General features: G+C 40.9%; 22 protein-coding genes. 20 read left to right on the top strand and 2 right to left on the bottom strand.

Annotated elements, in window-relative coordinates:
* Positions 1–111 precede the first annotated feature (111 nt).
* The 13 genes from AC1HJP_RS03465 to AC1HJP_RS03405 all read left to right on the top strand — a co-directional run bounded on the left by AC1HJP_RS03465 (position 112) and on the right by AC1HJP_RS03405 (position 15,451).
* A complete protein-coding gene (locus AC1HJP_RS03465) occupies positions 112–1,059 on the top strand; it encodes a homoserine O-succinyltransferase (RefSeq protein WP_480360377.1) in 948 nt (315 codons plus the stop codon).
* Positions 1,049–2,104: a homocysteine S-methyltransferase family protein gene (locus AC1HJP_RS03460; protein WP_130255420.1), complete on the top strand. Its 1,056-nt coding sequence runs from the start codon at positions 1,049–1,051 to the stop codon at positions 2,102–2,104. Before AC1HJP_RS03465 ends, AC1HJP_RS03460 begins: the two co-directional genes overlap by 11 nt.
* Positions 2,105–2,114: 10 nt before the next feature.
* Positions 2,115–4,748: a methionine synthase gene (gene metH / locus AC1HJP_RS03455; RefSeq protein ID WP_480360376.1), complete on the top strand. Its 2,634-nt coding sequence runs from the start codon at positions 2,115–2,117 to the stop codon at positions 4,746–4,748.
* Positions 4,749–5,030: 282 nt separating this feature from the next.
* The gene (locus tag AC1HJP_RS03450) at positions 5,031–6,998 is read left to right on the top strand and encodes a BCCT family transporter (RefSeq protein WP_480360375.1); all 1,968 of its coding nucleotides are present in this window, start codon (positions 5,031–5,033) and stop codon (positions 6,996–6,998) included.
* A gap of 336 nt (positions 6,999–7,334) precedes the next feature.
* On the top strand, positions 7,335–8,375 hold the full coding sequence (locus tag AC1HJP_RS03445) for a Leu/Phe/Val dehydrogenase (RefSeq protein WP_480360374.1): 1,041 nt from the start codon (positions 7,335–7,337) through the stop codon (positions 8,373–8,375).
* 63 nt (positions 8,376–8,438) lie between these two features.
* The gene (locus AC1HJP_RS03440; protein WP_480360373.1) at positions 8,439–9,080 is read left to right on the top strand and encodes a CatA-like O-acetyltransferase; all 642 of its coding nucleotides are present in this window, start codon (positions 8,439–8,441) and stop codon (positions 9,078–9,080) included.
* A gap of 397 nt (positions 9,081–9,477) precedes the next feature.
* A complete protein-coding gene (locus AC1HJP_RS03435; RefSeq protein ID WP_058030195.1) occupies positions 9,478–10,248 on the top strand; it encodes a DUF3450 domain-containing protein in 771 nt (256 codons plus the stop codon).
* Between the two features lie 6 nt (positions 10,249–10,254).
* On the top strand, positions 10,255–11,619 hold the full coding sequence (locus AC1HJP_RS03430; RefSeq protein ID WP_058030194.1) for a MotA/TolQ/ExbB proton channel family protein: 1,365 nt from the start codon (positions 10,255–10,257) through the stop codon (positions 11,617–11,619).
* On the top strand, positions 11,619–12,143 hold the full coding sequence (locus AC1HJP_RS03425) for a MotA/TolQ/ExbB proton channel family protein (RefSeq protein ID WP_058030193.1): 525 nt from the start codon (positions 11,619–11,621) through the stop codon (positions 12,141–12,143). The genes AC1HJP_RS03430 and AC1HJP_RS03425 overlap by 1 nt, the downstream gene beginning before the upstream one ends.
* Before the next feature lie 14 nt (positions 12,144–12,157).
* On the top strand, positions 12,158–12,562 hold the full coding sequence (locus AC1HJP_RS03420; protein WP_058030192.1) for an ExbD/TolR family protein: 405 nt from the start codon (positions 12,158–12,160) through the stop codon (positions 12,560–12,562).
* Positions 12,562–13,176 (top strand): energy transducer TonB, encoded by a 615-nt coding sequence (locus AC1HJP_RS03415; RefSeq protein WP_480360372.1) that lies wholly within the window; start codon positions 12,562–12,564, stop codon positions 13,174–13,176. The genes AC1HJP_RS03420 and AC1HJP_RS03415 overlap by 1 nt, the downstream gene beginning before the upstream one ends.
* A gap of 14 nt (positions 13,177–13,190) precedes the next feature.
* Positions 13,191–14,444 (top strand): tetratricopeptide repeat protein, encoded by a 1,254-nt coding sequence (locus tag AC1HJP_RS03410; protein ID WP_480360371.1) that lies wholly within the window; start codon positions 13,191–13,193, stop codon positions 14,442–14,444.
* A 44-nt stretch (positions 14,445–14,488) separates the two neighbouring features.
* Positions 14,489–15,451 (top strand): hypothetical protein, encoded by a 963-nt coding sequence (locus tag AC1HJP_RS03405; protein WP_480360370.1) that lies wholly within the window; start codon positions 14,489–14,491, stop codon positions 15,449–15,451.
* A gap of 57 nt (positions 15,452–15,508) precedes the next feature.
* Here AC1HJP_RS03405 and AC1HJP_RS03400 read toward each other — a convergent pair whose 3' ends face one another.
* Both AC1HJP_RS03400 and AC1HJP_RS03395 read right to left on the bottom strand, forming a co-directional pair.
* Complete coding sequence (locus tag AC1HJP_RS03400; protein WP_480360369.1) at positions 15,509–15,877, bottom strand: conjugal transfer protein TraR; 369 nt, start codon at positions 15,875–15,877, stop codon at positions 15,509–15,511.
* A 34-nt stretch (positions 15,878–15,911) separates the two neighbouring features.
* The gene (locus AC1HJP_RS03395) at positions 15,912–16,898 is read right to left on the bottom strand and encodes a tRNA-dihydrouridine synthase (RefSeq protein WP_480360368.1); all 987 of its coding nucleotides are present in this window, start codon (positions 16,896–16,898) and stop codon (positions 15,912–15,914) included.
* A gap of 152 nt (positions 16,899–17,050) precedes the next feature.
* Here AC1HJP_RS03395 and AC1HJP_RS03390 point away from each other — a divergent pair, with 152 nt between their 5' ends.
* The 7 genes from AC1HJP_RS03390 to AC1HJP_RS03360 all read left to right on the top strand — a co-directional run bounded on the left by AC1HJP_RS03390 (position 17,051) and on the right by AC1HJP_RS03360 (position 22,994).
* On the top strand, positions 17,051–17,551 hold the full coding sequence (locus AC1HJP_RS03390; RefSeq protein WP_058030186.1) for an HvfA family oxazolone/thioamide-modified RiPP metallophore: 501 nt from the start codon (positions 17,051–17,053) through the stop codon (positions 17,549–17,551).
* Positions 17,552–17,648: 97 nt separating this feature from the next.
* Positions 17,649–18,491: an HvfB family MNIO-type RiPP peptide maturase gene (locus tag AC1HJP_RS03385; RefSeq protein ID WP_480360367.1), complete on the top strand. Its 843-nt coding sequence runs from the start codon at positions 17,649–17,651 to the stop codon at positions 18,489–18,491.
* The gene (locus AC1HJP_RS03380) at positions 18,491–19,228 is read left to right on the top strand and encodes an HvfC family RiPP maturation protein (protein ID WP_480360366.1); all 738 of its coding nucleotides are present in this window, start codon (positions 18,491–18,493) and stop codon (positions 19,226–19,228) included. The genes AC1HJP_RS03385 and AC1HJP_RS03380 overlap by 1 nt, the downstream gene beginning before the upstream one ends.
* 111 nt (positions 19,229–19,339) lie before the next feature.
* Positions 19,340–19,462 (top strand): hypothetical protein, encoded by a 123-nt coding sequence (locus tag AC1HJP_RS03375; RefSeq protein ID WP_276320054.1) that lies wholly within the window; start codon positions 19,340–19,342, stop codon positions 19,460–19,462.
* Positions 19,463–19,630: 168 nt separating this feature from the next.
* A complete protein-coding gene (apt, locus tag AC1HJP_RS03370) occupies positions 19,631–20,176 on the top strand; it encodes an adenine phosphoribosyltransferase (RefSeq protein WP_138562170.1) in 546 nt (181 codons plus the stop codon).
* A gap of 1 nt (position 20,177) precedes the next feature.
* The gene (gene dnaX, locus AC1HJP_RS03365; protein WP_480360365.1) at positions 20,178–22,610 is read left to right on the top strand and encodes a DNA polymerase III subunit gamma/tau; all 2,433 of its coding nucleotides are present in this window, start codon (positions 20,178–20,180) and stop codon (positions 22,608–22,610) included.
* 57 nt (positions 22,611–22,667) lie between these two features.
* Positions 22,668–22,994, top strand: a complete 327-nt coding sequence (locus AC1HJP_RS03360; protein WP_480360364.1) for a YbaB/EbfC family nucleoid-associated protein — start codon at positions 22,668–22,670, stop codon at positions 22,992–22,994.
* Positions 22,995–23,691 lie beyond the last annotated feature (697 nt).

The following is a 23,691-nucleotide window of genomic DNA, read 5'->3' as shown; positions in this document are numbered from 1 at the left end:
TTTCAGTTGCAAACAAATGAGTTGAGATTTTAGACATCTAAACATCTAGAGGTTGAATTTTTCGACTTTACGTTCATAATGACACCCATAAATTAAGTTGGGGAGAATTGTATGCCGATCACCGTAAAAGATGAGCTACCTGCCATTGCTACACTCAGACATGAAAATGTCTTCGTGATGCCTAAATCACGGGCAAGAACGCAGGAGATCCGTCCGATGCGCTTGGCGATTCTTAATCTCATGCCCAACAAAGTTGAAACCGAAGTGCAGTTTATTCGTTTACTGGCGAATACACCGCTTCAGGTTAACGTCGATTTATTACGTTTAGATACGCACCGTAGTTCAGAAAATTCTGAGCAACACTTAGATATGTTCTATCGCTATTTTTCTGATGTAAAAGAGGAAAACTACGATGCCATGATCATCACAGGTGCGCCGCTGGCTCATCTGGAATATGACGATGTCATTTACTGGCAAGAACTCAAAGAGCTATTTGATTGGGCTGAAAACCATGTGACCTCAACATTATTTTCTTGTTGGGCAGCTCATGCGGGTTTGTACCATCATTACGGTTTAAAGCGTGAACTTCGTGATGATAAATTATGCGGCGTATTTAAGCACCGTTGTTTGTTTGAGCATGGTGCGCTTACTCGTGGTTTTGACGATGAGTTTTTAGTACCGCATTCTCGCTATGGTCACATTGACCTGGCTAAAATACAAAATACGCCTCAACTTGCGGTGTTAGCTGGCTCTGAAAAGGTTGGTGCTTATTTAATTAAAAACCAGTCGGGCAGTCAGGTGTTTTTAACCGGCCACCCTGAATATGATGCTGATACTTTACAAAAAGAATATTTACGCGACCTAGCCAAAAGCCCAGATGCGCCCAAACCAGAAGGGTATTTCCCGAATAACGATACTGAGCAAAAGCCGAGTAAAACATGGCAAAGTCATGCCTTTTTGTTATTCTCAAATTGGCTGAATTATTATGTTTACCAAACAACCCCATACGATATTAACCTAGTTAGCCAAGATGTAAGGACTAACAACTATGCCGAATAAAAGTGCAGCCTTAAAAGAGGCTTTAAAACAACGTATTCTTATTTTAGATGGCGCCATGGGTACCATGATCCAAGAATATAAATTTGAAGAAGAAGATTATCGCGGCGAGCGCTTTAAAGATTGGCATGTGTTAGTGAAGGGCAATAACGATTTACTAAGCCTAACTCAACCTGATGTCATTGCAGATATTCATCGTAAATATCTAGCTGCAGGTGCTGACATTATTGAAACAAACACCTTTAATGCTACGACTATTTCGATGGAAGATTACGAAATGGGCAGTTTGAGCCGTGAAATCAACCTTGAGTCGGCTAAATTAGCACGTAAAATCTGTGATGAGTTCACTGAGAAAGAGCCGCACAAACCGCGCTATGTTGCAGGTGTATTAGGTCCAACTTCTAAAACGTGTTCAATCTCACCAGATGTAAACGACCCTGGTTATCGTAATATTACCTTCGATGCATTGGTTGAGGCCTATATTGAGTCGACGCTTGCTTTGATTGAAGGAGGTGCAGATTTAATTTTGATTGAAACGATTTTCGACACTTTAAATGCCAAAGCTGCGTCATTTGCTGTAGAAGAAGCGTTTGAACAAGCGGGTATTACGTTGCCAGTAATGATCTCAGGTACTATTACCGATGCTTCTGGTCGAACACTGTCAGGCCAAACAACAGAAGCATTCTATAATTCAATTCGTCACATTAAACCTATTTCAATTGGTTTGAACTGTGCTTTAGGCCCAGACTTATTGCGTCCTTATGTTGAAGAGCTGTCGCGCGTGTGTGAAACCTTTACTTCAGTGCATCCTAATGCGGGTTTACCGAATGAATTTGGTGAGTACGATTTAGAAGCCGATGAAATGTCAGTAGAAATCATCGATTGGGGCAAAGAAGGCTTCATTAACATTGTCGGTGGTTGTTGTGGTACAACACCTGAACATATTAAGGCATTTGCTAATGGCCTTGCGCAAATTAAACCAAGATCTCTGCCTGAGCTAGATGTGCGTATGCGCTTAGCGGGCCTTGAAGCGTGTAACTTGAATTAGGAAGTATCAGATGACGCAACAAAATACCGCAATTTTTACCAACGTTGGAGAGCGAACCAATGTTACCGGTTCTGCAAAGTTCAAACGCCTAATTTTAGAAGAAGATTACGAAACAGCCCTTGATGTTGCGCGTGAACAAGTAGAAAACGGCGCGCAAGTTATCGATATTAACATGGATGAAGCCATGTTAGATTCGAAAGCAGCAATGACTAAATTCTTAAATTTGATTGCTTCTGAACCTGACATTTCTCGCGTGCCTATCATGGTTGATTCGTCTAAATGGGAAGTCATTGAAGCGGGATTAAAGTGTATTCAGGGTAAGGCGATAGTTAACTCGATTTCACTGAAAGAAGGTGAAGAGCCGTTTATTCGTCAGGCTAAAATTATCAAACGCTTTGGTGCTGCAGCTGTCGTTATGGCGTTTGATGAAACAGGGCAAGCCGAAACAGCCGACCGTAAATTTGACATTTGTGAGCGCTCTTACCGTATCTTGGTCGACCAACTAGGTTTCCCACCCGAAGACATCATCTTTGACCCGAATATCTTCGCAGTTGCAACCGGTATCGAAGAGCACGATAACTACGCGGTCGACTTTATCGAAGGCACACGTCGCATCAAGCAAAATTTGCCACACTGTAAAGTGTCGGGTGGTGTATCGAACGTGTCGTTCTCGTTCCGCGGCAATAACCCAGTTCGTGAAGCCATTCACTCAGTGTTCTTATACCATGCTATTCAAGCAGGCATGGACATGGGCATTGTAAATGCCGGTCAGCTGGCGGTTTATGATGATATTCCTCTTGAGCTGCGAAAAGCCGTCGAAGATGTTGTATTAAATACTGACCCTGGCGCGGGTGAGCGACTGGTTGAGTTGGCACCTAAGTACTCTGGTTTAGCGCAAGCTGAAAAAGTGGAAGACTTAGAGTGGCGAACTTGGCCAGTAGAAAAGCGTTTAGAGCATGCCCTAGTAAAAGGCATTACCGAATATATTGAAGAAGATACCGAAGAATGTCGCGCCTCGATGGATAAGCCTATTCAAGTCATTGAAGGCCCATTGATGGATGGCATGAATGTCGTAGGTGATTTATTCGGTGCCGGTAAAATGTTCTTACCTCAGGTTGTAAAATCAGCCCGAGTGATGAAACGTGCGGTTGCTTACCTTGACCCGTATATCGAAGCGGAGAAAGAAGAGGGGGCTACTAACGGTAAAATCATCATGGCAACGGTTAAAGGCGACGTACACGACATTGGTAAAAACATTGTGGGTGTTGTACTTCAGTGTAACAACTATGAAGTGGTCGATTTAGGCGTGATGGTACCTGCTGAGAAAATTTTACAAACTGCCATAGACGAAAAAGCTGATGCTATTGGTCTATCGGGCCTTATTACGCCATCGCTCGATGAAATGGTACATGTTGCGAAAGAAATGACCCGTCGTGGTTTTGATATTCCATTATTAATTGGTGGTGCAACGACATCTAAAGCTCACACTGCGGTTAAAATTGAGCCTCAGTACGACAAAGGCGTAGTGTATGTGAATAATGCCAGCCGTGCAGTAGGTGTGGTATCAAGCCTATTAAGTAAAACACAAAAGCCAGAGTTTTTAGCTAAGACTACCGCTGAGTATGTAAAAGTGCGTGAGCAACAAGCGCGTAAAAAGCCACGCAATAAACCTGTTACTATCCAGCGTGCCCGTGATAATGCCGCAAAACTTGATTGGGATAACTACACCCCGCCTGTGCCGAAAAAGCTGGGTGTCACAGAGTTTAGAGATGTCAGTATCAAAACATTACGTGAATACATCGACTGGACACCTTACTTCATGACTTGGTCATTGGCTGGTAAATTCCCTCGTATTCTTGATGACGAGATTGTCGGTGAAGAAGCGAAAAAGCTTTATCACGATGCTAATGCGATGCTTGATGAGTTTGAAAAAACACAAGCGCTGAAACCACTTGGCGTGATTGGTTTATTCCCAGCAAACCGTGTAGGTGATGACATTGAAATCTACACAGATGAAACTCGCTCTGAAGTATTAGCGTTAAGTTGTCACTTACGTCAGCAAACGGAGAAAACAGACTTTCCAAATTACTGTTTAGCCGACTATGTCGCGCCGAAAGGCACACCTGACTACTTTGGTGCATTTGCTGTAACTGGTGGCCTAGAAGAAGACGACTTAGCTGAAGCGTTCGATGCACAGCAAGATGACTACAACAAGATCATGGTTAAAGCGGTTGCTGACCGTTTAGCCGAAGCGTTTGCTGAATATCTTCATGAGCAAGTTCGTAAAGAGTACTGGGGTTATGCAGCCGATGAAAACCTCAGTAATGAAGAGCTTATTCGCGAAAACTATCAAGGTATTCGTCCTGCTCCAGGGTATCCAGCATGCCCTGAGCACACAGAGAAGAAAAAGATCTGGTCGTTACTGCAAACTGAAGAACGTATCGGTATGCAGCTTACTAGCTCATATGCAATGTGGCCAGGTGCTGCTGTATCGGGCTGGTATTTCTCTCACCCTGATTCTAAATATTATGCGGTGGCGCAAATCCAAAAGGATCAGGTTGAAGACTACGCGCAGCGAACCAATATGAGCCTTGAAGAGGCAGAGCGCTGGTTGTCACCAAATCTTGGATACGAGCCTGAATAGGCGTTCAAGCTAAAATCAAACCATTCTAAAAAGCACTTACTTAGTTAAGTGCTTTTTTATGCCTGGTTAATTAAGTAACGGAGTTTAATACAGCTTACTGAGCCTTTAATTAAAGGCCAAGATTACTTTTGTACGAAAACTTCATATAATTAGTTAGATGTGAAATTAAATATTCATGGCGCTTTTATCTATTTCTTTATTTTTTCAGTTTAAAGCGTGCAACTTAAATTGATATTTTTACTTATAGATAAAAGCTTTTCTTAGCGAAATAAAAGGTGTTCCATGCTCGGACAACAAGCAAAATTTAACAAGGCGGTGTTTTACCCAGCCTCTTTGGTGATCCTCTTATTGATGATTATCACTGTTTCAGCCCCAAATATGGCAAAGTCATTATTTGCAGATATTCAAAACGCTATTACAGTCAATGGCAGTTGGTTTTATGTGCTTACCGTCGCCATCATTTTGGGCTTTGTCTTATATTTAAGTTTATCGAGATTTGGCTCGGTAAAACTAGGGCCTGACCATGCAACTCCCGATTACTCTTTAGGTACTTGGATCTCCATGCTCTTTGCTGCAGGAATGGGGATTGGCTTAATGTTTTTTGGGGTGGCAGAACCAATTATGCACTATTTGTCACCGCCAACGGCAGAGCAGGGCTCACTAGAAGCAATCAAAGAAGCAATGAAGATTACCTTTTTCCATTGGGGCTTTCATGCTTGGGCGATTTACGCCATCGTTGCTTTGGTTTTGGCTTACTTTAGTTATCGTCATAAGCTACCTTTAACATTACGCTCTGCGCTTCATCCAATCATTGGCGATAAAATCTATGGCTGGCAAGGGCACTTAGTGGATATCTTTGCGGTTGTCAGTACAGTTTTTGGTGTGGCGACTTCTTTGGGGTTAGGTGCAAGTCAGGTAAATGCTGGGCTTAATTATTTATTCGAATTTGATGTAACCCAAACCAATCAAGTTATTATTATGGTGGTCATCACTGCATTGGCGTCAGTGTCGGTTGCAACGGGGTTGGATAAAGGCATTAAAATACTCTCTGAAGCGAATATGCTCTTGGCGATAGCGTTACTTGCATTTATCTTCATACTTGGTCCCAGCGTATTCTTACTTCAAGCCTATGTGCAAAACGTCGGCGCTTACCTTTCAGAAATTGTCTCGAACACATTTAACTTATTTGCTTATGAGAAAAAAAGCTGGATTGGCGGTTGGACTATTTTCTATTGGGGCTGGTGGTTAGCTTGGGCACCATTTGTAGGTTTATTCATAGCGCGGATATCAAAAGGTAGAACTATTCGAGAGTTCGTATTAGGCGTGATGGTAGTGCCTACTGCATTTACACTGCTTTGGATGACCGTATTTGGTAACAGTGCGATTTACATGGTAGTTGAACAGGGCGCTCAGCAAGTTGCAAATATGGTAAGCGAGAACTCTTCGGTGGCATTATTTGTGTTCTTAGAGCAGTTTCCTTGGTCAACGATATTGACTGTATTATCTGTTGCTATGATTGTTATTTTCTTCGTCACATCTTGTGATTCGGGCGCTATGGTAATCGATATGCTGTGTTCGAATGGTGAAAGCGATACGCCGGTCTGGCAGCGCCTATTCTGGGCGATTAGTGTTGGAGTTGTTGCTGCAACATTGAGTTTGGTAGGTGGTTTAGAAGCCTTACAAACCATGACGATTGCCAGTGCCTTACCTTTCTCTCTAGTTCTACTGTTCTCATGCTTTGGTTTAGTAAAAGCCTTAGAAGTTGAAAGCGCGAAACGTGAAAGTTTACAACATCATGCGGTGCTAAACATGAGCAGTGAAGAAACCTCCGACTGGAAAGAAAAGCTGAATAACATAGTGTCAACGCCTGATAAAAAAGACATCAATCAGTTTTTAAACAAAGAAGTGAAACGTGCGTTTAAAGCATTAAAAGCTCAGTTTGAACTAAACGATATTGAAGTAGAAATTAAAACTTCAGACAAGAGTATTTCTCTTGTCGTTAACCATGGAGAAGAACACGACTTTATCTATGGTGTGTATAAGAAAGAACATGTGCAACCAAGCTTTAGTCATGATCAAGAAGAAGGCTGTGAAAGTTATTATCGTGCGGAGGTGCATTTACTTGAAGGCGGGCAAGATTATGACATTATGGGCTGGTCAGAAACTGCAGTGATCAATGATGTGATAAATCAATATCAAAAACATATGCACTTTTTACATATCCTTCGTGATGAAGGGCCTGTCTTATAGAATCTGAGTCTTTATCAGAATATAGCACTAACAAATTAAAAACCGCCGTTTGGCGGTTTTTTTGTATTAAAAATTTTACACTCGTCATAACCTTTACGTTAACGTAAGCTCCTTATGTCGCTTGAGTAACTATTTTTAACTTAAGCAAATATTTACTGGTTTCAATTTAACTATAATTTTCGTTGATTTTGCTTTTGTTGAATTAAAATTGTCAATTAAGATAATTGTAGGGGATGATTGCCTCAATTTATAGAGAATTTGAAAATATAGTGATAGAGTCAGAGCAGTTTCAGCGCTATGCCCGGCTATTGGGTAAAAATTTCGGAGAACTATAAAGTGGCTGTATTTAACCAAGTTGAATTTGATAACCATGAACAAGTGGTATTTTGCTCTGATAAAGAGTCTGGCTTAAAAGCAATTATTGCTGTTCATAGCACAAAATTAGGTCCTGCAGTGGGTGGCTGTCGCATGTGGGATTATGCAAAAGATGAAGATGCTGTTTATGACGTATTGCGTCTATCTAAGGGCATGACTTATAAAAATGCGGTTGCTCGTTTACCATTTGGTGGTGGCAAGTCTGTGATCATTGGCGATGCGAAAACAATTAAATCAGAAGCTTTATTTAGAGCATTTGGTAAGCAACTTGAGCGTTTAGGCGGTACTTATTACTCAGCAGAAGATGTGAACATCACAACTGGTGATGTAATGACGATGCACAAAGAAACAAATTATGTCATGGGCTTAGAAGGAAAAAGTGGTAATCCTTCGCCATTTACTGCGCTTGGTACATTCCTTGGTATTAAAGCTGCGTTTAAACACAAGCACGGCCATGAAGATTTAAACGGTGTTAAAGTATCTGTTCAAGGTCTAGGAGCAGTAGCTTACACATTATGTAAATACTTACATGAAGCAGGCGCACAGTTATTCGTTACGGACATCAATCAAGAGTCTGTGGACAGAGTAGTAAATGATTTTTCTGCAACAGCAGTTAATATCGACGAGATTTATGACTTAGACGTTGATGTATATGCACCTTGTGCGCTGGGTGCAACGGTGAATGACGAAACAATTCCACGTTTGAAAGCACAAATCATTGCTGGTTGTGCAAACAATCAGTTAGCAGAGTCTCGTCATGGTGAGATTTTACGTGAAAAAGGCGTTTTATACGCACCAGATTATGTGATTAATGCCGGTGGTATTATTAACGTTTACTACGAAACTAAGCCGGCTGGTTATAATGAAGCAGATGCGACTAAGCATGTGGAAGGCATTTATGACACACTGGCTGAAATCTTCAAGCGTTCAGAAGAAGAACAAAAGTCGACACATATTATTGCAGATGAATTAGCACAAGAAATTATCGCAAACGGTCTATAATTCCTTTGCTTTAAATAATGTAATTGTTCTAATAGAGGGATGTAATCAAACATCCCTTTTTTTATGAAAAAAATTGATCTCGACACTTGGCCTAGAGCCGAGCACTTCAAGTTCTTCTTACCTTTCTCACAACCCTACTTTAATGTTGTTATTGACCTTGAAATGAAAGCGCTGTTTAAGTTTGCAAAATCACAGCAATTGAGTTTCACAGCCTGCTACTTATATTGCTTACATGAATCGGTGGAGCGTTATGCGCCAATAAGGTATAGAATAGTTGACAGTAAGCCTGTTGAAGTAACAGGTATTACCTTGAGCACAGTATTTTTGCGCTCAGATGAGAGTTTTAGATTCGTTCCGTTAGAAACACAAAATTCATTATTAGAATATTGTGAACATTACACACAGCAAAAACAGACCTTTTTAGATAAACCGTTGTTAAACCATTCTTTTATTGAAGGTGCCGATAAAATAACGCAAATGTATATTTCAATTTTGCCTTGGTTTAAATTCTCAGGCTTTAAACACGCAGAGCATACCCCGATTGCTTCGGGCATTCCGAAAATTGTATTTGGACAATATCAAAAAGAGCAAGGAACATTACCCGTTTCAATTGAAGTACATCATGCATTAATGGATGGATTGCATATATCGCAGTTCATCGATGTTTTTAATCAAGTCGTCGCAGAAATTTGTACAGAAAACTGAGTCGTTTAAATGTAATTTTACTATCACAAGTAAAAAAAACACAAAAAAACAAAGATTAATAAAAACTCATTAAAAACATAGGTTTAAATTTAAAGTCCGGTATTTTAAAACTTCAGTTACAGGATGTTTTTACCCTGTAACAAAATGTAAAAACAATGTGTGCTTTGTCCGTTTTTTATAGGCAAAATGCTTCGGTGAATGATTTGTGATGTTAATATTATGTTTTATATAAAAAATATTAATCCATTTTCAAAAAATTAGTTTTGCCTATGAAGTTGACACATGGCCTTGCATTTAGCATTATTGGAAAGTTGATATCTATAGAAAGATATCAGGGTAGCTCTACTATAAAGAGCAAAAAATTATAAAAGTAACATTACTTAATTGGTTGGGAACTATGTCTGTTAAAATCAGAAAGAGTCTTGTAGCTACAGCACTTCTAGGTGCAACAGCTTTCGCAAGCAGCAACGTGATTGCAGATCCTTTGAATGACATACAGAAAGTAGGTCAGCAAACTCAAACGGCTGCAAAAAAATCACAAGAAAAAATTGATAACATTTATGGTCAAACTCAAGAGATGATCGGTGAGTACCGCAGTGTTGTTGATGAAACAGAATTATTAAAAGTTTATAACGACCACGTAGCACGTTTGGTAGCTGACCAAAATGCTAGCATCGAGTCACTTAATCGTCAGATCGGTACGATTGAGAAAACTAAACAGGACGTTGTGCCTCTGATGTATCGCATGATCGATACGCTTGAGCAATTCATCAAAGCGGACGTTCCGTTTGACACTGAAACTCGTTTAGGTCGTGTTGAAAAATTACGTGATCTTCTTTCTAACTCTAAAGTAACGACTTCAGAGAAATTCCGTCAGGTTCTTGAAGCATACACAATTGAGACTGATTACAGCTCAACGATGGTTGCATCTCAAGGCTCACTAGAAATCAACGGTAAAAACATCAACGTTGACTTCGCACGTATTGGCCGTGTTGCATTTGTTGCTCAATCATTCGACCTTAAGCACGCTTGGGTTTGGAACAACAGCGCAAAACAGTGGGATGAGCTAGGCGAAGAGTACATCAAGCCAGTTAAAACTTTCATCCGTATCGCACGTGGTCAGGCAGCTCCTGAACTACTAGCACTTCCAATCTTTGGCGCGGAGTAATAAATAATGAAGAAATTATTTAAAGGTTTTGCAGTAGCGGCTGCTCTATCTGTTTCAGCTGGTGCAGCTTTAAACGCGCACGCAAACACTGAAACTCTAGACAAAATCCTTCAAGAAGTTAAACAAAACCGTATTTCTGAAGGTAAAATCAACAAGCAACGTGAGCAAGAGTTCCTTTCTGCTCGTGCTGACAAGCAAGCACTTCTTAATAAAGCTAAGCGTGATTTAGCAAACGAGAAGGCTCGTGGTGAGCGTTTAAACAACCAGTTTAAACAAAATGAAATCACACTTGCTGAAAAAGAAGTTGAGCTTCAAAACGCAACTGGTACTTTAGGTGAGATGTTCGGTGTTGTTCGTCGTTCAGCTTCTGAAGCGATCGGTTCAATCGAAGCATCACTAGTAAGTGCTCAAAAACCAGGTCGTGCAGAAGTTCTTCGTTCATTAGCAGCTGCTAAAGAACTACCGACTACTCGCGAACTAGAAGAGCTTTGGATTGCATTCCAAACTGAAATGACTGAATCTGCAAAAGTATCTACTTTCGAAGCACAAGTTGCTGAGCTAAGTGGTGAAATCAATACTAAGCAGGTTACTCGTGTTGGTAACTTCAACTTAATCACAAAAGACGGCTACGTAGTATACGATGCAGCTAACAAAGCTATCGTTCCACTAGGTAAGCAGCCAGACGGTCACATCTTCAACACTGTTGCTGACCTTCTAAATACACAAGCTGGTTCATACACTAAGTTCTATGTTGACCCTGCGCGTGGCGGTATCCTTCGTCTAAACACTCAACGTGCAACTGTTGAAGAACGTTGGCACCAGGGTGACACAGTTGGTTACATCATCACTGCATTACTTGCAATTGGTGCGTTACTAGCGTTAGTTCGTTTCCTAGACCTACTTATGGTTAGTGCAAAAATCAAAGCACAGGTTAAGAACATCAACACGCCAAACGAAAACAACCCACTTGGTCGTATTCTTAAAGTTTACCATGACAACAAAAACCAAGACGTTGAAAACCTTGAGCTTAAGTTAGATGAAGCAATTCTACGTGAAACGCCTCGTATCGAAGCTGGTATCAACATCATCAAGATCTTAGCTGCTATCGCACCGCTACTAGGTCTACTTGGTACAGTTGTTGGTATGATCTTAACGTTCGAATCAATCACACTATTCGGTACTGGTGATCCGAAGATCATGGCAGGTAACATCTCTCTAGCGCTTGTAACAACAGCTCTAGGTCTGATTGCTGCACTACCACTAATCCTATTACACGCAATCGTTTCAGGTCGTAGTAAAGCAGTTCTACATATCCTAGACGAGCAGAGTGCAGGTATTGTTGCTGCGCATGCGGAGAAGGAGAAAGCCTAATGCTAGTCCTGATGGAGATTTGGGAATCTATCAGGGATTTTGTTGGCACAGGCGGCCAGGTATTATACGTGGTCGCGATAGCACTCTTTCTAATGTGGGTATTAATGATTGAGCGCTATTGGTTCCTACTCGCCGAGTATCCGAAAATGAAAGCGGATATCGTAGCGAAGTGGGACGCCCGCCAAGACACTACGTCTTGGTACGCACACAGAATCCGCGATGCATGGATTTCTGAAGCGTCTGAAAAATTAGAAGCGCGCATGTTGATTATCAAAACATTGGTAGCCATGTGTCCATTAATCGGCCTACTAGGTACTGTAACGGGTATGATCAGCGTTTTCGAAACGATGGCTACTCAAGGTACTGGTAACGCTCGTCTAATGGCATCGGGTATTTCAATGGCAACGATACCAACAATGGCAGGAATGGTTGCGGCACTATCTGGTGTATTCTTCAGCACTCGCCTAGAAGCTAGAGCGAAAATGGCTAAAGAAAAGCTAGTAGATAGTTTGCCTCATCACTAAAGAGAGATATTAATATGGCACGTAAACAACGTTTTCGTGAGGAAGAAGAAGCAGCAGTAGATATGACACCGATGCTAGACATCGTATTCATCATGCTTATCTTCTTCATCGTAACAACTTCTTTCGTGAAAGAAGCTGGTATTGAAGTACAAAAGCCAAAGGCTGCACAAGCTCAAACTAAGAAAAATGCGAACGTATTCATCGCTATCCGTGAAAACGGTGAAATCTGGATGGATAAGCGCGCAGTTGATGTTGAGCGTGTTAGTGCAAACCTTGAGAGCATCCTAGCTGAGCAACCAACAGAAACTATCATTATTCAAGCTGATAAAGGCGCGAAGCATGGTGTGGTTGTTAAAGTTATGGACCAAATCAAGGCGACTGACGATCAACTAAAAATCTCAATCGCTGGAGCTAAGTAATGATTCGTTTTCTGTTTTCACTTGTAACAGGTGGGGCAGTTACTTTCGGCTTATTTTATTTTATGGCATTTCTGATCTCTGGCGGAGCAGATAGAGCTGAAAATGAAAAAGAAGAAATTGTAGTCGAAATTTTGACGAATCCACCTGAATCTGAGGTTCAAGAGCGCAGACGTGTTCCGCCTCCACCTCCGCCGCCGCCGCAGCAGCCGCCTAAACCGCAGCCGCCGCAGCCTGACAATGCTAACCCAAATCCGGGTGCTATTGGCTTTAACATGCCTAGCATCGACATTGGTGGTACTGCAGGTGGCCTAAGTGGGCCTGGTGAATTTGGTCGTGATGGTGATGCAACACCTATCGTACGTATTGAGCCAAAATATCCGACTCAAGCGGCACGTGATGGTAAAGAAGGTTGGGTACAACTTTCATTCACTATTAACGAGCTTGGTGGTGTTGAAGATGTAAAAGTTATTGATGCTGAACCAAAGCGTGTTTTCAACCGTGAAGCGATGAGAGCATTACGTAAGTGGAAATATCGCCCGAAAATCATCGATGGCAAACCACAAAAGCAACCTGGTCTTACTGTACAGTTAGACTTTAAACTTAACCAAGATTAATAAGGAGCGAAGAAATGAAGCAATTACATAAAGCAACAGCTCTTGCGCTACTTATGACGCTTACAGGTGTATGCAGCAACGCTGTTGCTGCACCTGACCCAGCTAAAATCGAAGCTCGTAAAAAAGCTAAGACAAAGATCATGGGCGAGCGTACTGGTAAGAAAGTTGTTAAAGCATTTGAACTTTACAACAACGACCAACTTGATGAAGCAATTGCTTTAATGGAAGAGTTAGACCCGTCTAATGATTTCGACAAAGCAACTGTAGATAGGTACTTAGGTAACTTCTATGCTCAAAAAGAAGATTATACTAAGGCCCTTGATTTCGTTAAGCGTGCTGTAGAAAAAGATGTTCTAAACTTCAAAGATCAGGCTGATACCCTAAAATTTGTTGCAGACCTTTACTTTGGCCAGCAAAAGTATGTTGAGGGTGTTAAAGCCTACAACGACTGGATGGACTTTACTGGCGAAGAAGATGACAAGGTATATGCGAAAATTGCTCAGGCTTACTTTGAGTTAAAGCAATTTAGCAAAGTTATCGAACCAGCAGACAAAGCAATTAAATTGGCAAAAGAGCCAAATAAAAATTACTTCATGCTGAAGGTCGGTTCATACTTTGAACTTAAGCAGTTTAATAAAGTTGTAGAAGTTGGTGAGACTCTAGTTAAGTTGTTCCCTGATGACAAACAAAACTGGACTCGTCTAGGTTCTTTCTACATGTCTACCGAGCAGTTCACTAAAGGTCAGACAATTATGGAAGTAGCTTACAGAAAAGGCTATTTCGAGAAAGAGAACCACTACAAAATTTTAAGCAGCTATTACTCGCTAAACGATATTCCTTATAAAGCAGCCATCGTTATGGAAAAAGCTTTAAAGGAAGATAAAGTTAAGCGTACTAAGCAAAACGTTACAGCTGTTGCGAGTTACTTCCACCAAGCGAAGCATCTTGTAACTGCAGCTAAATACTATGAAGAAGCAGCTAAGTTTGATGACGACGCAGATCTTTTTAGAAAGGCAGGTAACTTATTACTTACTGAGCAAAAGTACAGTGCTGCAGTCGAGCGTTTAAATAAAGCGCTTGAGTTAGGTACTGACAAGAAGGGGTCGACTTACTCTGACTTAGCTGAAGCTTACTTATACCAAGAGAAGTATAAGCAAGCCTATAGAGCGATTGTCAAAGCACAAGAAGATCCACGTACTCGTAAGTTTGCTAGAGGTTGGGCAACGTTCATTAAGGACAAAGCACAACGTAAAGGCATAAGCTTATAAATAGAAAGCCCCGAAAGGGGCTTTTTTTATAGTTGGAAGTGAAGGTGAAAAATAAATTTTATTTAATATTACTCCCCATTCTGATTTTGTTATCCGCATGTACAGAGCAGCAGAAACTTAGTTCTTTTGAAGAAGTGCAATCACAACTTAAAAATATCAATGCTGTTTTATTGTCCAAGAGTAAAGGTGAACTGTCTGAAGTTTTACCATTCAGTGAAGTTTATTTAAAGCAAAGGCATACAGCTTTAAACTCTGCTGATCTGGAGTTACTTAATGACTCCCAAGTAAATGAACTGCAATATTTGATAATTCAAGAACGTTACCCAGAGAGGTATTTACCTTGGCCTGCAGCGGTAAATGTTGCATTGAATCTCAGTGAAGCACAAAAACAGAAATGGCAAAACCTAGTTCTGACTAGGTTAGAAGATGCGAAACAAAGCAAGATACTTTATAACAGGTATGAACTGGAAAAGTTAAAAACGTATTCTGAATCTGAATCACTAACTGATCTAACTGACTACTTCAAAACATACAAGCCAAGAAGCCGTTTAGGCATTTACCAGCTACCTAACGGTAAAGAGTGGTATCAAAGTAAGGTGAATCACTATTTAGGTAGTGTAAAAGATCCTCAGGTTGTTTTAGCCAATATTCAAGCTTTAACAAATGAGTATGATAATCATGAAAATGATTTAGAAACACTAAACTTAGTTGAGATTGCACAGAAACACTGTTCAATTATCGAAGGTTTAAACTGGCAGCATACGTTTGTTAACTTACATGCGACTTTCGAGCAGTGTGAAAAACAGAAGCTAGTAGCCTATAAACATCTAATATTAGTATTGGCTGAGATAGATTTGGGCATTCACTTTCAGGCTTGGTCAGAACAACAAGCCATGGTGGTATTAAATCAAAAGTTATCACTGCAACCAGAACAAGCAATAGATTTCTTAGATTATATCGTCATGAAACCCGCGGCTGTTTTATCTTTAGCTAGGATTTATTTTTAGAGTGCAGCTGTGAGTGATAGACAATTAAAAGGCCTTTTCTTACTAAGGCCTTTTCAATCAGTTATGTGCTTTTTTTCGCTTTTTCTCTTCACAAATCGAGCAACGTTGTTTAGCCGGATCTTTTGAAAGCTCCAGAAGATCAAGTTTTGCCTCACAATCACAGCAATAACCAAATTGGCCAATATCTATTTGGCACAAAGCAGCTTCTAGCTCCATAAGCCGCTGAAAGCGGGGAAACTGATTTGGGTTAATTTTAGTGACCGCTAGGTCAATCCACTCTCCTGGTGTTGAGTTTTCTAACATTGAAGCCAATTCGCCAGTAAACTCATGTCGTGCGTCTTTAAGCTCATTTAAAAACTCACATCGAACAGAGTCTAATTCAATTTTTAGCTTGCTTTGAAAGTCTTTAGTTTGATTTGCATTCATGATCGCTCTCCTATGAGCAATCATTATGGTACTTCTAGGCGAAATCGTTATGATTTGAATCAATGCTAGGACACTTTGCATATTTCTCTAGCACAGAGACAACCTCGTCTTTATTTTTAAGTTTTCTAATTTCGTCAAAAAGATCATTGGCTTGTGGATATTGCAGTTTGAGATACCCGAGCCACTGTTTAGTTCTCGATGAAAAGTATTTTTCACTTACAGAAGGATCTTGGTGCATAGATGAATGTAAAATATGGTAAATCACATTTTCCCAAGATAAAGGTGTGTAAGGCTGATTTTCTCGATGTGCTTTAATTTTTGCAGCTAAGTCTGGTGTTGCCAATGCTCCTCGTCCAAGCATTAAATCTGAACATCCACTGCGTTCTTGACAGCGATAAGCATCTTCGACTTGCCAAATCTCGCCGTTTGCAACAATGGGCATTGTCACTCGCTCAAGTAGAGGTTTTATTTTCTCCCAGTAAGCAGGTGGCTTATAGCCATCTCGCTTGGTTCTCGCATGAATTGCCAAGCTTGAAGCCCCCGCACTTTGAACTGCATCGACAATTTCGGCGGTATTACTGTCATCATCAAAACCTAAACGTATTTTGGCGCTGACTTCATGCTCGGCTGGAACGCCTTCTCTTACCGCTTTTATAATTTGATACATGAGTTCAGGCTCTTTTAACAGCACCGCACCACCTTTACTTTTATTCACTGTTTTTGCAGGGCAGCCAAAGTTAAGGTCGATACCATGTGAGCCAAGCATGACGGCTTTACGTGCATTTGCAGCAAGCGCATGGGGAACTTGACCCAGAAGCTGAATGCGAACAGGTGTGCCAGACTCGGTATAGCCATTATTTAATAGTTCAGGGCAAGTTTTGATAAACACTCTACGTGGAAAGGTTAGATCGACAACGCGAATAAACTCAGTTACACATAAATCAAAGCCACCAAGGTTTGTTAAAAGCTGGCGCATTTTAAAATCTACAACGCCTTCCATTGGTGCCAAAATTAGTTTCATAACTTGCTCTATACTGCTTAAAGGGCGCTTATTTTAAACGAGAGACTCATTGTTGCTAAGCTAAAATTGAATTTTTTTAGATTTTCTGAAATATTCTTTTTTGAAGTAGGGTCTACTAAATGAATTGAACGAAATATCCCAAAGGGTCGAGTATGAAAAATTTAAAAACAAAATCAATCGCTGCTACGTTAGGTGCTGTTGTTGTTGGTACTGCGAGTTTAACTGCATCAGCAGAAGTAAATGCTAACCCATTTGCATTCACCACTATGTCTTCTGGTTATCAATTAGATGCTTCAGAAGGTAAGTGCGGAGAAGGCAAGTGTGGCGGTAAAGCTGAAAAAGAAGGTAAGTGCGGCGAAGGTAAATGTGGCGGTAAAGCTAAAAAAGAAGGTAAGTGCGGCGAAGGTAAATGTGGCGGCAAAGCTAAAAAAGAAGGCAAGTGCGGCGAAGGTAAATGCGGTGGCAAGGCTAAAAAAGAAGGCAAGTGCGGCGAAGGTAAATGTGGCGGAAAAGCTAAAAAAGAAGGCAAGTGCGGCGAAGGTAAATGTGGCGGCAAAGCTAAAAAAGAAGGCAAGTGCGGCGAAGGTAAATGTGGCGGCAAAGCTAAAAAAGAAGGTAAGTGCGGTGAAGGTAAATGTGGTGGCGCTCACTAATTCTTAGTTTTCTTCTTTGAGGCAGATTATCTGCCTCAAACTTCTTAGCAAAATTTCCTCTTATTTTAATACAAGCCATGAACTCAAAGGTATTAATATGGTAGTTAATGACATAGGCATGGTCGGTTTAGGCCTCAGACGAGAAATGTTGGATGACTTTCTTGAGTCTCCACCGAGTCAAGTCGATTTTCTAGAAGTGGCGCCCGAAAATTGGTTAAAAATGGGCGGGAAATTTGGTAAGCAGTTTAAGCAACTTACCGATAAGCATACATTTATTTGCCACGGCTTATCGCTCTCATTAGGCTCTCCAGAACCACTTGATATAGAATTTGTAAAGTCTCTTAAAAGCTTCTTCAAAACTCACAATATTAAACTCTATAGTGAGCATTTGAGCTACTGCTCGGGTACAGGTCATATGTATGATCTGATGCCAATTCCATTTACTGAAGATGCAATTAAACACGTAGCTGGTCGAATTAAACAAGTACAAGATATTTTAGAGCAGCGGATCGCTGTCGAAAATGTTTCTTATTATGCCGCACCCGGTCAAGAAATATCAGAGCAAGAATTTACGCTCGAAGTTTTAAAGCAAGCCGACTGTGACTTACTACTTGATGTAAATAATATTTATGTAAACAGTGTCAACCACGGTTACGATGCAATCGGGTTTTTACATGCCATGCCAAGTGAACGTATTGTGTATGGTCATGTTGCAGGGCATTATGAAGAAAGTACTTCTCTGCTAGTCGATACACATGGTGCGGATGTATGTGACCCAGTTTGGGATTTACTCTCAAAAGCCTATGATTATCACGGTTTGTTTCCTACTTTACTCGAACGTGACTTTAATATTCCGAGCATGCCAGAAGTGCTGAGCGAAGTAGACATCATTAAAAAACTTCAGTCTGAGTTTTTAGCAAAAAGTAAAGGGGTTGCCTAGTGTCATTCATCGATGTTCAAAATGCATTTATGGCTTATATTCGTGATCCCGATAATGTAAAAAAGCCTCATGATGTAACTGAAGAGAGAATGACAGTTTATAAAGAACTGTTTTTTAATAACGTTGAAGGGTTTGTTAGCTCAGCTTTTCCAGTGCTTAAAAGCTTATACTGTGAATCACATTGGCAGACACTTATCCGCACCTTTTTTGTTAGCCACGATTGTTCATCTCCGTATTTTTTAGACATCAGCGCAGAATTTTTAGCTTTTCTTCAGCATGAATATACTATGCAAGCAAACGACCCCGTATTTATGTTAGAGCTCGCACATTACGAGTGGGTTGAATTAGATGTCTCGGTTTGTTTTGAAGATGAAATGCAAAAACAGCTTACAAACATAGATAATCAACCTTTGTATCTGTCAAACACCGCGCGTAACCTGTCTTATCAATACCCAGTTCATCAAATTAGTGAAGACTTTCAACCAACTGAACCCAGTGAACAACCCCATTATTTTGTTGTGTATCGCGACGAAGAGGATGATGTAGGCTTTATCGCTTCAAACCCAATGACCGCGATTTTGTTAGAGCATCTAGATGATAACCCGGGTATTAGCTTGTTAGAACTTGTTTCAAAAGTGCATGAAATTATTCCACAATTTAGTGAAGAGCAGCTTATAGGTGGTGCAACTCAAACATTAAACGCTTTGGCAGAGTTGGGCGTTGTAGTCACCAAATAACCTTTTTGTGTAACCAGCTTAGCGATTTTTTGCACTTCTCACTTTAACGCATAGCTCGGATCGTCTATTATGAGCGCCGTTTTTTCGTGCTTAAAAATTTATAGGTGTACTATGTCAAAGGGTGATTTTAAAGATCCGTTTAACGCTAAATACTTCATTGCTTTCTTAGCTGTTTTTGTAGGTATTGGCTGTCTAAATGCAATTCTTGGTTTAGCAACGGCTTTTGCAGCTTAATCATCAAAGGAACAAAAGAGATTTTGTTTTGACTAAAGGCTACGTTATGTAGCCTTTTGCCGTTTTATTGCGCAAACAAGCTAAAAACATGGCTTTGTGATTTCTCAAAGTTTCAACTTTTCTCATTCTTGTTATAATCACTTTCTTTACAAAATAGAAAGCTTCATTATGACACAAGCTAATCTCACGCTGATCAAAGACAGTATCGCTACGGTACCTAACTATCCTAAAGAAGGTATTATGTTCCGTGACGTAACCACTTTACTTGCTGATCCTAAAGCGTTTAAAGAAACGATTGATGCATTCATTACAGCATACAAAGATCAAGGCTTCACTAAAATTATTGGTACAGAGTCGCGCGGCTTCATCTTTGGCGCACCTTTATCTTATGCGTTAGGTATTCCTTTTATTCCAGTGCGCAAGCCAGGTAAATTACCTCGTGAAGTGATAAGCCAGTCTTACCAGTTAGAGTATGGCGAAGACGTGCTTGAGTTACACACTGATGCAATTGTTGAAGGTGACAAAGTATTGTTAGTTGACGACTTACTTGCAACAGGTGGTACCATTGAAGCAACAGCTAAGCTTGTGCAAAAGCTTGGCGGTAATGCAACAGACGCAGCTTTTGTTGTATCGCTACCGGAGCTAGGCGGTGAGCAACGTGTTGCAGACTTAGGTATTAATATTCTTAAGTTAGTTGAGTTCGAAGGCGAATAATATGAGTTATCAAGTCCTAGCACGGAAGTGGCGTCCGCAAACCTTTCACCAACTTGTCGGCCAAGAGCATGTTAAACAGGCGCTCGTAAATGCCCTCAATGAGCAAAGGTTGCACCACGCTTATCTTTTCACTGGGACTCGGGGCGTTGGTAAAACCACCATCGCCCGCATATTCGCGAAAAGTCTGAACTGCGATGAAGGGATCACTTCAAACCCGTGTGGAAAGTGCCAAAGCTGTTTAGATATAGAAGCGGGTAAATTTATTGATTTAATAGAAATCGATGCTGCTTCTAGAACGAAAGTTGAAGATACGCGAGAGATCCTCGACAACGTTCAATATGCGCCGACTCGCGGTCGCTATAAAGTGTACCTCATCGATGAAGTGCACATGTTGTCAAAGCACAGTTTTAACGCGCTTTTAAAAACACTTGAAGAGCCGCCTGAGCATGTAAAGTTTTTATTGGCGACGACAGATCCACAAAAACTACCGATCACTATTTTGTCACGTTGCTTACAGTTTAATTTGAATGCAATGTCGCAATCGCAAATTGTATCGCAGCTGACTCATATTCTGCCGCAAGAGCAAATTCAGTTTGAAGAGCCTGCCTTAAAGGCACTGGCGAAAGCCGCTGATGGCAGTATGCGTGATGCGTTGAGCTTAACTGATCAAGCCATAGCACAAACCAATGCTCAACTTACTCTAGCTGCTGTTCAAGATATGCTTGGTTTGATGGATATTAGTCATGCCGTGAGTATTTTAGCTTCTGTACTTTGTCAAGATGCACCCGCAGTCTTAGAAGAAGTAGAGCAAATTGCGGTTAAGAATGGAAATTATCTTGCCGTACTGGACGATTTAATTGCACTCCTACATGCTATCCAGCTCACGCAACTGGTGCCACAGGCAGCAAAAATATCGGCATTTTCAGAGTCTGATATTGCAACGCTCAGTGAACAGATTAACCCGCAGCAAGTACAGCTGTTTTATCAATTGTTGTTAAATGGTAAAAAAGATCTTCAGTGGGCGCCAGAGCAAAAACTTGGCTTTGAGATGGTGTTGCTGCGTTTAATTGCGTTTGAGCATGCAGATAGTCAACCTTCTGCCACGTCTAATGTTCAAGCTGGCTCGGCATCAAACAGCTCTGCTCAAGCACAAGCAGCACCTACTGCGTCACCAAGACAAGGTTTGCAAGATATACGCGCTCGCTTAAAGCAAAATAATGCTTCAGTAGGTGGCAGTACCACTCAGCAACCTGATGCTACATCTGAGATACCTGTACAATCAGCAACGCCTCAGATTGAAGCAGAAGCTGTGCAAGTTGAACCAATTCAAGCGGAACCTATTCAGGCCGAACCTATTCAGGCCGAACCTATTCAGGCCGAACCTAGCCAGCAGTCGGTGGTAGAACATAGTGTTACTAATCAGCATTCAGAATTAACTCAATCGGTTGCACAAAGTTCACAAGTACATTCGCCTGATGAACAGCAACACAATCAACTGAATGTTGAAAGCAATGCGTTTAATCAGCAAGCTCAGCAAAATCCGCAAGCACTAGCGCAACAAGAATATGCGCCAGAGCCTCAAGAGCAAGAATTAGCTGCGCAATATGAGCAAGTGATGCATGATGCACAAGAGCAAGGCTATACGCCGGCTTATGAACCTCAGGCTACACAAGAGGTGCAGCAAGACGCTAGCTCTCAAAACTCAGAGTCAGCTTCTGCACGCTTACAAGCTCAACAAGGGCAAGCACAATCTGCCATTGCTCGTATTTTGCAGAATCGAAATATCTCAGGGGCTGGGCAGTTATTATCTGCTCGAGGAGATGAGCCAAAAAAGTCTGAGGCGCAAAACGCGCCCGACTCACATGTGGCGCCAGTAACACCGAAAAAAAAACCAGTCCCATTTAGCGAACGGCATAAAGCGGACGAAAGCAAACTAGCGCCTGAGTTGTTAGAGCAAATTGCACCGCAAACTTCTCAAGCGCAAGAAACGCCTAAAGAAGAAGCTGTGCCTGTGCCTGAAGGCTTTGCGAGCCCAATCAGTGAAATTCGTTTTGCCCATCAGCAAGATGACTGGGCGAAGTTGATTGAGAAAATGGCACTCGGTGGTCGTATGCGTCAATTTGCGCTGCATTCGATTTACCACTACGAGAATAACCAAGCCAACATTCAAGTTGATATCAGTCAGCGTCATTTAGACAGTGCTGTTTTAAGACAAAAGCTTCAAGCAGCGTTGAACGATATGTACGGCTCAGAGGTTGAACTTATCGTTGAATTTGCTGAAGGGGTGATAGACTCACCGTATCTAATTCAACAAAAAATAGATGCACATAGGCATCAACAAGCGATAGAAACAATTAATCAAGATCCTATTGTATTACAACTTATCGAGCAATTTAGTGCCGAGGTCGATGAAAATACCATACAGGCATTGTAATCGAGTACAATAGACCTTATCTTTTAGCCAAATAAAATATATGTAAGAGAGCGTATTATGTTTAAAGGTGGAATGGGCAATATCATGAAGCAGGCTCAGCAGATGCAAGAGCGCATGGAAAAAGCCCAAGAAGAGATCAAAACTCTAGAAGTAACAGGCGAAGCAGGTGCAGGCCTAGTTAAAGTAACTATGCTAGGTAGCCACAACGTTAAGCGCGTTGAGATTGACGAAAGCTTAATGGAAGACGACAAAGACATGATTGAAGACCTTCTAGCTGCTGCTGTAAACGATGCTGTGCGTCGTGTAGGTGAAGAGTCAGCTAAGCGTATGTCTGATGTTACTGGCGGTATGCAGATGCCTCCAGGCTTCAAAATGCCGTTCTAATCTTAAAGCTATGAATTAAAAGGTTTTTATTCTATTTATCCCCGCGCGGGGACAAATGGGGGACAAAAACTAATGAAAGCTCAGGCAATAAATCGCCTGAGCTTTTTTATTTTTTATGGGAAAAATAAATATTTAACTCCCGCTAATACTAAACAGTAATATTTGTAGCATCTAGAAAAGCTAGGAACATTAATGTACTGATCAAAGGCTGACAGCAAACCTAATACTATTAACCTTGCAAAAACATCATTTCATAGTGTTCGGAAACGAACTTATAGTTTTAGTGTTTTATGCTTAATAGCCTGTCATCAATTAAGTGATGTTACTAACTCAATTCTTAAGCTATGAGAAAATAGGACAGAACTACAACCGTCAATCTAAATATCATTGAGCCTTGTTTAAGGCTTGCCCAAGTTTGTTTCGAACCTAGCGGCCGGATTGAATGCATCAGCCCTAATTCGTTGCAGATCTTCGAGGTTAGGAGTATTAGACTTGCTTTATTTGCTTTAATTTAAAAAGCGCACGTCTCAATAACTCATTTATGCCCCAAAATGAGTTAGAGCAATTGGTCCATTGATGTCACTTTTTCACAATTTTGCATAACATAATTTATGAGATATCTGGATTAGGGTTGATGAAGTTAAAGTTCCAAACTCTATGGTTTCACAGTTACTCTAGTTGTGCAAACATCAGCATA

Source organism: Pseudoalteromonas sp. NFXS53, from assembly GCF_056629255.1.
This window is presented reverse-complemented; position numbering and strand designations above follow the sequence as displayed.

What these genes read in the sequence shown, in the direction of transcription:
- apt (WP_138562170.1), top strand. Translation starts at nt 19,631, where the DNA reads ATGACACAAGCTAATCTCACGCTGATCAAAGACAGTATCGCTACGGTA.
- AC1HJP_RS03430 (WP_058030194.1), top strand. Translation starts at nt 10,255, where the DNA reads ATGAAGAAATTATTTAAAGGTTTTGCAGTAGCGGCTGCTCTATCTGTT.
- AC1HJP_RS03450 (WP_480360375.1), top strand. Translation starts at nt 5,031, where the DNA reads ATGCTCGGACAACAAGCAAAATTTAACAAGGCGGTGTTTTACCCAGCC.
- AC1HJP_RS03440 (WP_480360373.1), top strand. Translation starts at nt 8,439, where the DNA reads ATGAAAAAAATTGATCTCGACACTTGGCCTAGAGCCGAGCACTTCAAG.
- AC1HJP_RS03395 (WP_480360368.1), bottom strand. Translation starts at nt 16,898, where the DNA reads ATGAAACTAATTTTGGCACCAATGGAAGGCGTTGTAGATTTTAAAATG.
- AC1HJP_RS03465 (WP_480360377.1), top strand. Translation starts at nt 112, where the DNA reads ATGCCGATCACCGTAAAAGATGAGCTACCTGCCATTGCTACACTCAGA.
- metH (WP_480360376.1), top strand. Translation starts at nt 2,115, where the DNA reads ATGACGCAACAAAATACCGCAATTTTTACCAACGTTGGAGAGCGAACC.
- dnaX (WP_480360365.1), top strand. Translation starts at nt 20,178, where the DNA reads ATGAGTTATCAAGTCCTAGCACGGAAGTGGCGTCCGCAAACCTTTCAC.
- AC1HJP_RS03400 (WP_480360369.1), bottom strand. Translation starts at nt 15,877, where the DNA reads ATGAATGCAAATCAAACTAAAGACTTTCAAAGCAAGCTAAAAATTGAA.
- AC1HJP_RS03385 (WP_480360367.1), top strand. Translation starts at nt 17,649, where the DNA reads ATGGTAGTTAATGACATAGGCATGGTCGGTTTAGGCCTCAGACGAGAA.
- AC1HJP_RS03390 (WP_058030186.1), top strand. Translation starts at nt 17,051, where the DNA reads ATGAAAAATTTAAAAACAAAATCAATCGCTGCTACGTTAGGTGCTGTT.
- AC1HJP_RS03375 (WP_276320054.1), top strand. Translation starts at nt 19,340, where the DNA reads ATGTCAAAGGGTGATTTTAAAGATCCGTTTAACGCTAAATACTTCATT.
- AC1HJP_RS03360 (WP_480360364.1), top strand. Translation starts at nt 22,668, where the DNA reads ATGTTTAAAGGTGGAATGGGCAATATCATGAAGCAGGCTCAGCAGATG.
- AC1HJP_RS03435 (WP_058030195.1), top strand. Translation starts at nt 9,478, where the DNA reads ATGTCTGTTAAAATCAGAAAGAGTCTTGTAGCTACAGCACTTCTAGGT.
- AC1HJP_RS03420 (WP_058030192.1), top strand. Translation starts at nt 12,158, where the DNA reads ATGGCACGTAAACAACGTTTTCGTGAGGAAGAAGAAGCAGCAGTAGAT.
- AC1HJP_RS03425 (WP_058030193.1), top strand. Translation starts at nt 11,619, where the DNA reads ATGCTAGTCCTGATGGAGATTTGGGAATCTATCAGGGATTTTGTTGGC.
- AC1HJP_RS03460 (WP_130255420.1), top strand. Translation starts at nt 1,049, where the DNA reads ATGCCGAATAAAAGTGCAGCCTTAAAAGAGGCTTTAAAACAACGTATT.
- AC1HJP_RS03410 (WP_480360371.1), top strand. Translation starts at nt 13,191, where the DNA reads ATGAAGCAATTACATAAAGCAACAGCTCTTGCGCTACTTATGACGCTT.
- AC1HJP_RS03415 (WP_480360372.1), top strand. Translation starts at nt 12,562, where the DNA reads ATGATTCGTTTTCTGTTTTCACTTGTAACAGGTGGGGCAGTTACTTTC.